Origin of the sequence: Caproiciproducens lactatisolvens (assembly GCF_052443335.1) — a bacterium.
GTDB lineage: Bacteria > Bacillota > Clostridia > Oscillospirales > Acutalibacteraceae > Caproiciproducens.
Genome location: NZ_CP195750.1, coordinates 2,252,512 through 2,265,408, shown reverse-complemented (window position 1 = coordinate 2,265,408; position 12,897 = coordinate 2,252,512). Strand labels below are relative to the sequence as shown.

Annotated in this window: 13 protein-coding genes; 11 read left to right on the top strand and 2 right to left on the bottom strand. The window is 52.3% G+C overall.

From position 1 onward, the window contains the following. Positions 1-404: 404 nt before the first annotated feature. Complete coding sequence (locus ACRQV7_RS11065) at positions 405-1,427, top strand: hypothetical protein (protein WP_444658188.1); 1,023 nt, start codon at positions 405-407, stop codon at positions 1,425-1,427. A gap of 164 nt (positions 1,428-1,591) precedes the next feature. Next, positions 1,592-1,774 carry a hypothetical protein gene (locus ACRQV7_RS11060; protein WP_444658187.1) on the top strand — a complete coding sequence of 61 codons (183 nt, stop codon included), beginning with the start codon at positions 1,592-1,594 and terminating at the stop codon, positions 1,772-1,774. Between the two features lie 27 nt (positions 1,775-1,801). Here ACRQV7_RS11060 and ACRQV7_RS11055 read toward each other — a convergent pair whose 3' ends face one another. Then, complete coding sequence (locus tag ACRQV7_RS11055) at positions 1,802-1,975, bottom strand: hypothetical protein (RefSeq protein WP_275716604.1); 174 nt, start codon at positions 1,973-1,975, stop codon at positions 1,802-1,804. A 160-nt stretch (positions 1,976-2,135) separates the two neighbouring features. Between ACRQV7_RS11055 and ACRQV7_RS11050 the strand changes: the two genes are divergently transcribed. Then, positions 2,136-2,393, top strand: coding sequence for a hypothetical protein (locus ACRQV7_RS11050; RefSeq protein ID WP_444658186.1), 258 nt, complete (start codon positions 2,136-2,138; stop codon positions 2,391-2,393). Positions 2,394-2,519: 126 nt separating this feature from the next. Here ACRQV7_RS11050 and ACRQV7_RS11045 read toward each other — a convergent pair whose 3' ends face one another. Further along, complete coding sequence (locus tag ACRQV7_RS11045) at positions 2,520-2,951, bottom strand: hypothetical protein (protein WP_444658185.1); 432 nt, start codon at positions 2,949-2,951, stop codon at positions 2,520-2,522. 322 nt (positions 2,952-3,273) lie between these two features. On the opposite strand from ACRQV7_RS11045, the gene ACRQV7_RS11040 reads away from it, so the two are divergent. The 8 genes from ACRQV7_RS11040 to ACRQV7_RS11005 all read left to right on the top strand — a co-directional run bounded on the left by ACRQV7_RS11040 (position 3,274) and on the right by ACRQV7_RS11005 (position 12,846). Then, positions 3,274-4,257, top strand: coding sequence for an ROK family protein (locus tag ACRQV7_RS11040; protein WP_444658184.1), 984 nt, complete (start codon positions 3,274-3,276; stop codon positions 4,255-4,257). Further along, positions 4,254-4,901, top strand: a complete 648-nt coding sequence (locus ACRQV7_RS11035; RefSeq protein WP_444658183.1) for a D-sedoheptulose-7-phosphate isomerase — start codon at positions 4,254-4,256, stop codon at positions 4,899-4,901. Before ACRQV7_RS11040 ends, ACRQV7_RS11035 begins: the two co-directional genes overlap by 4 nt. A gap of 34 nt (positions 4,902-4,935) precedes the next feature. Further along, positions 4,936-6,549 (top strand): response regulator, encoded by a 1,614-nt coding sequence (locus ACRQV7_RS11030; RefSeq protein ID WP_444658182.1) that lies wholly within the window; start codon positions 4,936-4,938, stop codon positions 6,547-6,549. A 15-nt stretch (positions 6,550-6,564) separates the two neighbouring features. Further along, on the top strand, positions 6,565-7,590 hold the full coding sequence (locus ACRQV7_RS11025) for a sensor histidine kinase (RefSeq protein WP_444658181.1): 1,026 nt from the start codon (positions 6,565-6,567) through the stop codon (positions 7,588-7,590). A gap of 1 nt (position 7,591) precedes the next feature. Next, positions 7,592-9,073: an ATP-binding cassette domain-containing protein gene (locus ACRQV7_RS11020; protein ID WP_444658180.1), complete on the top strand. Its 1,482-nt coding sequence runs from the start codon at positions 7,592-7,594 to the stop codon at positions 9,071-9,073. A gap of 164 nt (positions 9,074-9,237) precedes the next feature. Further along, positions 9,238-10,755 (top strand): sugar ABC transporter ATP-binding protein, encoded by a 1,518-nt coding sequence (locus tag ACRQV7_RS11015; protein ID WP_444658178.1) that lies wholly within the window; start codon positions 9,238-9,240, stop codon positions 10,753-10,755. A 27-nt stretch (positions 10,756-10,782) separates the two neighbouring features. Beyond that, positions 10,783-11,817, top strand: a complete 1,035-nt coding sequence (locus ACRQV7_RS11010) for an ABC transporter permease (RefSeq protein ID WP_275716621.1) — start codon at positions 10,783-10,785, stop codon at positions 11,815-11,817. A 42-nt stretch (positions 11,818-11,859) separates the two neighbouring features. Beyond that, positions 11,860-12,846: an ABC transporter substrate-binding protein gene (locus ACRQV7_RS11005; protein ID WP_444658177.1), complete on the top strand. Its 987-nt coding sequence runs from the start codon at positions 11,860-11,862 to the stop codon at positions 12,844-12,846. Positions 12,847-12,897: the final 51 nt, after the last annotated feature.

Sequence of the window (12,897 nt, the reverse complement as noted above, 5' to 3'; positions counted from 1 at the left end):
ATAAAAATAATATAAAATTATTATAAAACCTATTAATACTCTAAAATTATCGGCATAAAATTTATACAATACTCAATAAATTAAATAAATTATCACATATTTTTATGAAATCTTATTGACAACGACCTAATTTTAATATAAAATCAAATCATCACAGAATTTATATGCAATATTTATAGAATTATAAAAGTATAATAAGAGATTATATTGATATTATAGACGTTTCAGACCCTTTCCAATTGATCTGTCTCACTGTTAATCAATCATAAAGGAGGTTAAGGAGAGAAGTTTGACATTGGGCAGATGATCAATAAATTTTCCGTTACGCTGTTTGACGGCAGAAACGGAAACAGGATCAATGATATTGATACCAGTTGAGAATGAAAATTTTGGGAGGATTGAAAATGACATTGATTATGGTCGTGCTGGCTTTCTGCGGCGGCGTATTCGGCGCTATCCTCGGTGCGCTGGAAGCGTTTATTTTTACCGGTATTACCGGCCTGATCGGGATTGCCTTAGCGTGCGCCGGGGTGCCGTTTGATTTTTTGGGAGTCATTGCTTTCGGGCCGTTTTTTGCCCCGAACATCGCTTTTGCCGGGGGAGTGGGCGCCGCGGCGTTTGCAAAAAAGATCAAGGTGCTGGATTCGGGCAAAAATATTTCCCTGCCGCTGCTGAGCCTTAAAAAAATCAGTGTGCTGCTGGTCGGCGGCGTGTTCGGTACATTTGGTTACATTGTTGCCTATGGCGTGGGACAGGCCCTGCCCGGCCAGATTGATGCAGGCGGCTTTACCGTGGTCGTTTCGGCGATCATTGCCAAAATCGTGTTTTCAGGGGAACTGTTCGGCAAGGTCAGCGAAGAGGACAAAAAGCTGGGCGGCAGATACAGCCCCCTTGCGAAAACGGCGTGGGTCCCCTACATGACGGCCGCCGCGGAAAAAACGGTTTTGTCCGTAGCGGTGGGCGGCCTTTCCGCCTATGTTACCTATCAGATGCTCCAGAATCAGCAGACGGCGGGGGCCGCGCCCTTTGTGGGCTTCTGCATCTCGGCTGTTTCCCTGATTTTCTCACAGTTTGGGGCACCCGTTCCGGTAACGCACCACATCACCCTTTGCGCGTCTTATGCCGTTCTTGCCAGTGGGAATCTGTACTGGGGAATCGTAGCGGCAATTTTTGCGGCATTTGCGGGCGACTTTTTGGCAAGAAGCCTTTACAATTACGGCGATGTACATATCGATCCCCCGGCAATGACCATTGCGTTAACGTCGTTTTTGTTTTTGGGGCTGTTCAAAACGGGGGGACTGTATCAGATTCCGGGCGAAGCCGCTGCCGCCGTTATTCTGATCGTCGCGATAATTTACAGCTTTCTGGAGTACAATTGGATACAGAAGAAAACCGCAGGCCATCAGGGAACAAAATCTGCAGCTTGATATTTATATAAAATAAAAAAAGAGGCCTTTTCGCAGCTGCGAAAGGGCCTCTTATGCGTCGGCGAATACGGTACAAAATGGCGATTTGATCCATCAGCCGATATTCCCGGAATTTATGGAAAAACTGATAGGTGTCATCCATAAATGAAAAGGGGGGACAGCAGTTGTATATTTACCAAAAATCCGAACCGGGAATCTGGACGGTGGGATATTATACGGATTCCGGAACCTGGCGGCAGGAAAGCAAATGGAACAGCGCGGCGGAGGCCATGGAACACGCCCACAGCCTCAATGAAGGCGAAAATTCCTACGATACGGAAAACGCGAGGATGAAAGGAAGGATATAGCCTTTCAATGGCAGGTTTTCGGAAGAATTATTTTTTGCTGCGTTTCCAGATAAGGTATTCGCGCAATACTGCCTCTTCGTTAATATCCTTTTTTACGGCCATTTCCCAAAGCATTCTTTGAAAAGAAGGGAATCCTTTTCCGAAAGGATCTGAAATTGCACGGATTTTTTTGTCAAGCTTTTTAATTTCTTCTTGTGTCATTGCCGATTCCTCCCATTATATATTCGGCGGAAGCTCTGTATTTTTAGGGTATGTAACAAATGTGACAAATTTATTTTGGGCCGTACGACGGAAAGGAAATCGTGTGGGACTGCATTTTGTGTTAAAAATGGAGAAGATATAAACAGAAAGGAGGGACAATATGAAAAAACAAATGGTTTTCCTGTTGATCGTCACAGTTCTTATGATTTCCGTATTTTCCGGATGCCGGTATTTGCCGGGCGCATCCAGCGGAGCAAATCTGAACAGCACAGTGTCCGGCGTTGTGTCGAAAGTGGAATCCGACACAAAAGATTTGGGCAGTCAGGTTTCCGGAGTGGTTTCCGACATGCAGTCCGGAGGACAGGAGCTTGCCAGCCAGGCCTCCGGAACGATTTCAGCGATAACATCCAGCAAGTAAATAAAATGATTGAAAATGCTGTTTACAGCTTAAGAACGCCCTCTCAGGAAAATGAGAGGGCGTTCTGCAAACACGGCTCGGTTTCTGTTTTATCGGGATCGTTTGAAAAATCTGCATTGGGGATATTCAGTCGGTCGGGGAGTAAAAGAAGGTGCTGCCATCCACAATTTTACACCAGCTCTGATGCTCCAGCACATGGATGATGTCGCTGCGTTTTACACCCTTTCCAAGGTCCTTGGTAATTTCGGAAATATGGATGAGCTTATTGGCATTCTGCTGAAAAACGACCAGCAGACGGTCCGGCAGGTCGTCCATTTTCGAAGAAGCCCTTGCTTTTGACGGTTTTGAGACGGCGCGGCATTCCGGATACTTTTTAAAATAAAGGACGCATATTGCCCTGATGCGGCTGAGCAGGATAGAGGAAATGCCGAGCAGCTCCGGCAGTTCCTCAAACCGGCAGCTCATCAGGTCGGACATGCGCTTGTAATTGTGAAGCTCACAGTAATCCAGAAACGGGGTATAGCTGTCACCACAAAATATTTCGTTAATTTCGTCCATCGAATCAATCCTTTCCACTATGTGACACGAAAAACAATTATACCCGAAATATTTTCCCGATACAAGGCTTGACTTTTGGCTCAAAGGCGCTTTGCGGGTTGGCCGGAGCCCCGGATCAATCCCGGCGGCCGCAGGAAGAAATCCCCCGCGGTTCTGCACGCTGTGACTTTGTTTCTTGAAAATGATATTCTATTAGAATATACTAAGGATGCAGAATGGAAAGGGTCTGTCATTGAAAGAGTAATTTTGCAATTGCAGGGAACGTCTTCATTCGGCGAAGATGAGCCGGATGAGGAGCGTTCATCTAACGGGAGGGAAAAATATGTTGGTAATAGGCATCGATATCGGGGGAACGAAATGCGCCGTCAATCTGGGAGAACTCTCAAAAAGCGGCGCCGCCGCCGTACATAAGTGCGAAGTCAGGAAAACAGCGGCGTATTCCCCGGCGGAAATGCTGGAAGCTTTGGCGCGGGACGTTCGTTCCTGTGTGGAAAAGGGAAACGGGCAAAAAATCGAAGGGATCGGGATCAGCTGCGGGGGTCCGCTGGACAGCCGGACGGGGACCATCCTTTCCCCGCCGAATCTGCCGGGCTGGGACAGGATTCACGTTACGGAGTATTTTCAGCGGGAAACCGGGATCCCCGTCTGGCTCTGCAATGATGCCAACGCCTGCGCCCTTGCGGAATGGAAGCTGGGCGCGGGAAAAGGGACGTCCAGCATGATCTTCATCACCTTCGGCACGGGGCTGGGGGCCGGCCTGATTCTGGACAACCGCCTGTATGCCGGCGCCTGTGACATGGCGGGGGAAATCGGCCATATCCGCCTTTCGGACTACGGCCCGGCGGGATACGGAAAGATGGGGTCGTTCGAAGGCTTTTGCAGCGGCGGAGGCATCGCCCAGCTGGCCCGGTCCATGATCCGCGAAGAGTATCAAACGGGCCGGAAACCGGAGCTTTGCGGGAACCCGGAGGACCTTGAGCGGATTACGGCGGCACAGGTCGGAGCGGCGGCAAAAAGCGGCGATCCGCTGGCAAGGGAAATTTTAAAAAGGGTTGGATTACAGCTGGGGAAGGGCCTGTCCGTCATAATGGACATTCTCAATCCGGAGTGTATTGTGATCGGAAGCATCTTTGTGCGGAGCTACGACGAAATCTGGCCCTACGCACAGGAGGTCATCGAGAGGGAAACGCTCCCCGCGGTCCGCGGGGCGTGCAGAATCCTGCCGAGCCGGCTTTCAGAATCGGTCGGGGATATCGCCGGCTTAGTCGTCGCCGGCTATCATTTGGGATGGGAGGAATGGACATGAAAGAACGCACACTGGAATTTTGCCGGCAGTTTTTTGACCGGCATCGGGATTTGCTGCCTTTGCGGGAAGATATCCGCCGTGCCTGCGAGATCCTCGTGGGGGTGTATCGTGGCGGAGGGAAGCTTCTAATCTGCGGCAACGGGGGAAGCTGCGCGGACGGCGACCATATCGTCGGCGAGCTGATGAAGGGCTTTTTGCTGAAAAGGCCGCTGGACCCGGACACACAGAGGCTGCTGAAGGAAGATTTCGGGAACGAGGGGGCCCTGCTGGCGGAAAAGCTGCAGGGCGGGCTTCCGGCCATTTCGCTGAACGCCCATTCCGCTCTGCTGTCGGCTTTCGGCAACGACGCGGACCCGGAGCTGGTTTACGCGCAGCAGGTGATGGGCTACGCGAAGAAAGGGGACGCGGTCATCGGAATCAGCACTTCGGGCAACGCGGCCAATGTGGCCTATGCGCTGATGGCGGCGAAAGCAGCGGGCGCGGTAGCGGTCGCCCTGACCGGGCGCGACGGCGGGAAGATCGCCCGGCTTGCCGACTGCAGCCTGATTGTCCCCGCGCAGGAAACCTACCGCATTCAGGAATATCATCTGGCCGTTTACCATTTGATCTGCGCAGTCGTTGAGTCGGAGATGTTTTCTTGCTGACGGTCATTTTTCAGGCAGACAGAAGGAGGAAGGTATGATAAAGGTCATTATAGCGGACGATGAGGAAAACGTATGCCAGCTGATCCGCGGTCTGATCGACTGGGCTTCGCTGGATATGGAAATCGTGGGAATTGCGCATAACGGCGTGGAAGCGCTGGACATGGTGGAAAAGCTTCTGCCCGATCTGATGATTACGGATATCCGCATGCCGGGCTACGACGGGCTGGAAATGATCCGGCGCGCCACAAACGTCAGGCAGGATCTGGACTTCATTATTATCAGCGGATACCATCATTTTGAATATGCGCAGAACGCAATCAAGTACGGGGTGAGCGACTACCTTTTAAAGCCGATCAGAAAGGAGGATTTTCTGGCCTCCCTCAACAAGATGCGCGACCGGTACCTGAAGCGTACGGAGCGGCTGAACAATGAGGAACAGCTGAAAAAACGCCTGAAAAACGACGTGAACAAGCTGCGTACAGGCCTGTTTGCAGAACGGCTGCTGAGAAAGGGGATGACCACGCAGGACCTGACAATAGAAGAGGTCAACGAAAGCTATCATTACGCTTTTCAGCCGGGACTGTTTCAGGTCTGCGCGGTAAAAATAGACTGCGGATTTGAAGACGAGTACAACAACACCATTCAGATTCTGGAAGAAACGGTCATGAGGCTTTTGAACACGCAGCTGAAAGAGCTGTGTTTCGATATGGAAATGGATTTGGACGACAGCATCACCTACTGCGTTTTGAATTATGGCCCGGAAAACAGAAAGGCCGTGCGCAAGCAGATCAAAGCGGTTTTTGACGAGCTGATGGTGCAGAAAGCCTCGTTTGAACAGCACGACTTTACAATCGGCGCGGGCAGCGTGGTGGAAGACGTCGGCGAACTGAAAGAAAGCTTCCGGGCGGCCCGGTACGCCGTGGGGCAAAGGCTGATCGAGGGCACGGGCAGGCTGATTGAGGACGTAACCGTACATAAGGACCCCCAGCGGGTGGGCGTTCTGCTGGCGGAGCTGAATAAAACGATGGGCGCGGCGGTGGAAGTGCTGAAAAAAGACGCCGTGCTGAACTGCATTACCGGGTTAAAAAAGCAGCTCGGGACGGAAAACCTGAGCGGGGCGGAAATTTTCTCTCTGGTAAAGCACGTCTGTGAAATGTACCTGCTCCACCTTCGCAACAACCAGATCCAGATTCAGTACGGGCAGGAATTTTATGAGAAATTCTGCATTCACGCGGACCGCTGCAGCTCCATTGACCGGCTGTTTGAGTACCTGTCCGTCATGGTGGGCGAATCCATGGAAGTGATTATTGAGGAGAAAAAGCAGGCGGACACCAGACCGATCCGGGTGGCAAAGGAATATATCCAGGAAAATTTCAGCAAGCCGATCACGCTGGAGGAAGTCAGCGGGATCGTGGGGTTCAATCCTACTTATTTCAGCACGCTGTTTAAGAAGGAGACCGGAAACAATTTTGTGAATTACCTTTCCGAAATCCGTATGAACCGGGCAAAGGACCTCCTGCGGGAATCCAATCTGACGGTTGCCGCCGTCTGTGAGCAGGTGGGCTACAGCGACCTTAAAAATTTTACCAAAGGCTTTACGAAAAGTGTTGGGCTAAAGCCGAACGAGTACCGAAAACTCTACTCTTGATCCGGGGCTGATGAAATGAAAATACAAAAAATAAGGTATCTTTCCAGCCGTGCCGCGTGGATGTTCCTGCTCCTGTTTGCGCTTCTGCTGATCTTCCTGACCGTCTTTACGGCAACTGCCGTCCGGGAGGGGCGTCCTCTCTTTTTTGCTGTCGCCGGGTATGCCGTGCTGGGCGCGGCGGCGTATGTTTTTTACCGGTGGATTTACCGGCCTTATCTGGAAAGCGCAAAGGTCCTGCGCCTGTTTTTAACGGGCTATACCATCGACGCCCTTTTTGACCAGAAGGTGCTGCTGAGCCCGGAAATCGAAGAGATGACCCAAAAAGTGGAGCAGATCATGAATACGGACGAGCTGGTCAACGCGACCAAAAAGCAGGCGCAGTACCTCGCCCTGCAGAACCAGATCAACCCCCACTTCCTTTACAATACGCTTGAGGGAATCCGCGGGGAAACACTGAACGCCGGCCTTGAAAACGTGTCCAAGATGACGGAGGCGCTGGCTACCTTCTTCCGCTACACCATTTCCAATGTGGAAAATCTGGTGACGCTGGAGGAGGAGCTCACCAACGTCAACAATTACTATATCATCCAGCGCTACCGTTTCGGGGAAAGGCTGAACCTCAGCGTGGAATACGACCCGGAAAGCGAAAGGGAAATCATGTCCTGCAAGCTGCCGAAGCTGACCCTTCAGCCGATTGTGGAAAACGCGATTTACCACGGGATCGAGCGGAAAATCGGGGACGGCAATGTGAGCATCAAAATAGAAACGACCGCGACCCGGCTGATTATCACGATCTCCGACAACGGAATCGGCATGACGGAGGAACGGCTCCGGGAAATCGACGACAAGCTGAGCCGCACGATCCTGGATTACATCAAGCCGGACAGCGAGGCCCACGGAGGCATCGCCGTTGTCAATGTCAACAACAGAATCAAGCTCCTGTTCGGCGAGGAATACGGAATCTGCATGTACAGCACGCAGAACGTGGGGACGGATGTGGAGATCACCCTGCCGCTGGTGAAAAAGGATACGGGAAAATAAGATGAAGAATGAAATTTTAAGGCTGGAAAAGGTCACCGTCATCCGGGACGAGGTGACCCTGCTGGATAATTTTAACCTGCATATTTTTCAGGGCGAAATCATGGGGCTGGTGTGCATCAACGCGAACGGCAAGGAACCCCTCATTCAGCTCATCAGCCAGAATCTGCCCATTCATTACGGCCGCGTCTATTTTAACGAGGTGCTTGTGAACAATTACCGGCACAGCCCGATGACGATGAACAAGGTGGCCGTCATCGAGCAGAAAAGCAGGCTGATCGAAGATCTGAGCGTTGCCGACAACGTTTTCGTTCTGCGCAGGGGATTTCGGAAATACGTCATCAGTCCCCGCGTGCTGAACGAACAGTTCCGTCAGTTTGCACAGGAAATCGACGCCGATATCGACGGCCGGGACCTGGTGGCGCATTTAAGCCCTTACCAAAAATGTGTCGTGGAGCTTCTTCGCGCCGTCATCATGGGCGCGAAGCTCGTTGTCATCCGGGATGTCAGCAACTGTATCGGCGCGGCGGACCTGATCCGGTTTCACGAGCTGCTCCGGTATTACTGCGGGAAGGGCTTTTCCTTCCTGTATATCTGCAACCATCACGAGGAAGCGTTTAAAATCTGCACCCGGATGTCGCTGATGAAGGACGGAAAAATTCTGCGGGTGTTTGACCGCAATCAGTTTCAGAACGACAATATTGTTCCGTATTATGTCGGGGAATTTGCCGACCTTGCCGCACCGGAAACGGACGTCGGGAGAAAAGACAGTATCCTCGCTTTTCAGAATGTCTGTACGGAAAAGCTGAGAGATATGACGTTTACGGTGGCCAGGGGAGAGTGTACGGTGCTGTTCGATATGGACAACACCGTACTGCCGGATATTATGCGGATTATGAACGGCAGGCTGTATCCGGACAGCGGGACCGTTTTTCTGGAAGGCGCCGTTTTTACGCAGGAAGCGGCGCAGCATGCGCTGGAGGGCACGATCGCCTTTATCGGAGAGGACCCCATCCGCACCATGCTTTTCAAAGAAATGAGCTATCTGGACAATCTGTGCTTTCTGCTTGACCAGAAGAACAACGGGGTGCGGCTGAACAGAAGAATTGTCCGGAGCATCGCCCGCGAGTACGAACCCGTGATCGGCCCGGAAATCTACGAGACCAATATCATGAATCTGAAAATACAGTCGCTTTACGACCTGATCTATTACCGGATCCAGTTGTTCCATCCTAAAATCGTGTTCTGCGTCCAGCCTTTTGCGGGCGCGGACATGTACCTGCGCCGGCACCTGATCGGGCTCATCAACCGGCTGAAGCAAAAGGGCATCACGGTGATTTTCCTTTCGGTCAATATCGCCGACTCCCTGATGGTGGCGGACAAGCTGATCCGGCTGGAAAAAGGGCGGTTCAACAGCGAATACCTGCGCTCGGAGTTTAACCTTTTCCGATCGGAAGGAACCACTCTGGAGGAATTGTTTCAATGATGCATAAAATATAGATCGATTTTTGATGGTTTATGGTGATTTACCATAAACCATCAAAAGAAATACCCCCTTATTCGAAATGTAACCCCCTTATGAAAAACAAAAGCCAATGCTATACTGGTCACATGGAAACGAGTTCCACAGATAAGGACGGGTGAGTTTAAATGGGGGAATACATAGCTGAACTGAATCATATCCACAAAAGTTTCCCCGGAGTCAAGGCATTGGACGATGTGTCGTTTAATCTGAAATCCGGAGAGGTTCTTGCATTGCTGGGGGAAAACGGCGCCGGAAAGTCAACACTGGTAAAGGTGCTGAGCGGCGTTTACACAAAGGATGAAGGCGAAATCAAAATCTTCGGTCAGACAGTCGAGGATTTAACGCCGAAAAAGGCGCAGGAGCTGGGGATAGCGATTATCCATCAGGAACTGAACATGTGCGCGCACCTTTCGGTGGCGGAAAATATTTTTCTGGCGCGGGAGAAAACACATTCCGGCATCCTTTCCAACCGGGAAATGAACAAGGACGCGGCGGCGCTTCTGGCCCGCCTGAACATTGACCTGGACCCCGCCACGATTGTCGGGGATCTGGCCGTGTCCAAGCAGCAGATGGTGGAAATCGCCAAAGCGCTGTCCACCAACGCAAAAATACTGATTATGGACGAACCGACCTCGGCGCTGACTTCCAACGAGATTGACGATTTGTTCAAAATCATCCGCAAGCTGAAATCGGAGGGCTGCGGAATCGTATACATATCGCACCGGCTGGAGGAGCTGCAGAACATTGTCGACCGAGTCATCATTATGCGCGACGGCAGATACATTACCTCCATGGATTTCAAAGATACGACGATGTCTGAAATCATTTCCTGCATGGTCGGACGTGAAATCAAGGAAAAATTCCCGCGCGTTATCTGTGAGCGGGGGAAAAAGATTTTTGAAGTAAAAAATCTGAACGCGGGCAAAATGGTCCGGAACATCAATCTCGAACTGTACGAAGGGGAGATCGTCGGGATCGCGGGGCTGATGGGGGCCGGACGGACGGAAACCACACGCGCGATTTTCGGCGCGGACCCCAAAGAATCCGGCCGGATTTTTGTGGACGGCGGGGAAGTTGTGATCCGCCGGCCGATTGACGCGATCCGGGCGGGAATCGTCCTTGCGCCGGAAGACCGGAAAAAAGACGGCCTGTGCGTCAAACTCAGCGTCGAAGATAATATCGCTTTGCCCAACCTGGACCTGCTCTGCAGCAAATTCGGCGTGGTGGACAGGAAAAAGGAAAAAACGATGACCGACGAAGCGGTCAGAAGCCTGAGCATTAAGCTTGTCAACGCGGACATGGACGCCGCGACCCTCTCCGGCGGCAATCAGCAGAAGCTGGTGGTTGCCAAGTGGCTGGCGCGCAATTCCCGCGTAGTGATGTTCGACGAGCCGACACGGGGAATTGACGTAGCCGCGAAGGTCGAAATCTACAACCTGATGAACGAACTGAAAAAGCAGGGGATCGGCGTGCTTTTCGTTTCCTCCGAAATGCCGGAGATCATGGGGATCAGCGACAGGATTCTGGTCATGTGCGACGGGAAAATCACCGGCGAATTCGCGGCGGGAGAAGCGACTCAGGACCTTATTCTGCAGTACGCGACAAAATTTGAATCCAAATATGAGCAAAAAGAAGCTATTTAGCAATAAAGAAAGTCGGGAGCGTTTGAAATGGAAAATCGAGAGAAACAGAACGCGTGGAAAAAATTAATGGCTGTCCGGGGCATGGGGCAGGTGGTCACCGTTACGGCCGGCCTGATCGTCCTGTGCATTGTCTTTGCGGTTTTGAATCCGTCCTTCTATTCGGGGAGGAACGTCGGGAATCTTCTGCGGCAGGTCGCGCCGATCCTGATCATCGGCATCGGCCAGTCCTATGTTCTGATTACGGGGAACATCGATCTGTCGATCGGCTCCGTCGTCGGCATGAGCTGCATGATTTCCGCGACCCTGATGACCAAGGGGATGAATCCGTGGGCCGCCATGCTGCTGACCCTGGTCCTTTGTGTCGGCGTGGGCGTCTTAAACGGCTTACTGGTGGCGCAGTGCAAGCTGCCGCCTTTCATCGCCACGCTGGGCACCATGACGGTCGCCAGGGGCGTCGCCCAGATTGTCAACAACAACTACAACACGGACGCCATCGGGGAAGCGGCGCAGGGCTACCGAAATCTGTTCTACTACGGCAGCACGTTCGGCCTTTACAACACCATCTGGATTGCGCTTGTTCTCTTCCTGGGCTTCAATTTCCTGCTCAGCAAGACGCGCACAGGGCGCCATATCTACGCGGTGGGCAGCAATATTGAGGCATCCAAGCTGTCGGGCATCAACACGGACAGCACGACCATCAAGGTGTATATTGTGAGCGCGTTCTGTGCCGGTGTGGTCGGCCTGATCACAAGCGCGACGGCCGGTATGGGAACCATGGACGCCGGCAACATGTATGAAATGTACGCGGTCGCAGCTTCGGTCATCGGCGGCGTTTCCACTCTGGGCGGCCAGGGCCTTCTGGCCGGTACGGTGGTCGGCGCGGCGATTTGGGGAGTGCTGCAGAACGGTCTTCAGTTCGCGGGCGCGCCGGTCGCCATGAGAAATATCGTGATCGGCACCATCGTGGTCATCTCCGTTTTGCTCGATGTTGTCATCCGTACCGGAAAACCGAAGAAGGCAAAGAACAATACCAAACTGGTAACGGCACAAAAAGAAAGTTAAAGCAGACGCTTTAATGGATAAAAATTAGGGAGGCTTAATGTAATGAAAAAGAAGATCTTGGCTATTCTACTTTGCGCGGCAATGGCAGTGACTGCCTTCGCCGGCTGTGGTCAGGCGGCCAACCCGGCATCCGCGGAGAACAACGCTTCTGCGGGGGATGCGGGCTCTGCGGCGGCTCCGGCTTCCGACAAAAAGATCAAAGTCATTTTGATTACCATGGACAGTCTGGATCAGCACTGGGTTTCTGTCGACAAGGGCGCACAGAAGGCGGTTGCCGAGCTTGGCAACGTCGAGTACAAATGGATGGCTCCGGACAAGAAGGATGACGCGCAGCAGATCGAGCGTGTCAACAATGCAATCGCCGACGGCGCGGACGCGATCATGATCGCCGCCAACGGCCCGGACGCTATCTCCGCTTCTCTGGAAGACGCAAAGGCAAAGGGAATTAAAATCATCTATGTGGACTCCCCGGCAAAGACCGAAGGCATCGCCACCTTCGCAACGGACAACGAAGCAGCCGGTAAGACGGCGGGCGAGGAAATGCTTAAAGCGCTGGAAGCGGCCGGAAAGAAAGACGGAAAAATCGGTATCGTCAATGTCAACTCCGCCACAGCTTCCACTGTAGCGCGCGAAAAGGGCTTCCGCGCAGCGTTCGAGGGCAAGGGCTACACCCTGCTCCAGACCCAGTACAGCGAAGGCGACGCAACAAAATCACAGGATATCGCAGATAACTACATAACAGAGGGTGCTGTCGGTATCTTCGGCTGTAACGAAGGCAGTACCGTCGGCGCCGGCAATGCCATCAAAGGCTCCGGCAAGAAAGATATCGTCGGCGTTGGCTTTGATAAGTCCGACTCCATTTTCTCTCTGATTAAAGACGGTTCCCTGCTCTGCGCAATGGCTCAGAACCCGGACGTCATGGGCTATGAAGGCATGAAGGCCGCCGTGAAAGCGGTCAAGGGCGAAACCATTGAAAAGACCTCCGTTGACACCGGTGTTTCCGTACTGAACAAAGATACGATCAAATAAGAGTTAAAAAAATGCATAACAGGGTCGCTGTTTGCCAGTGGCCCTGTTTCT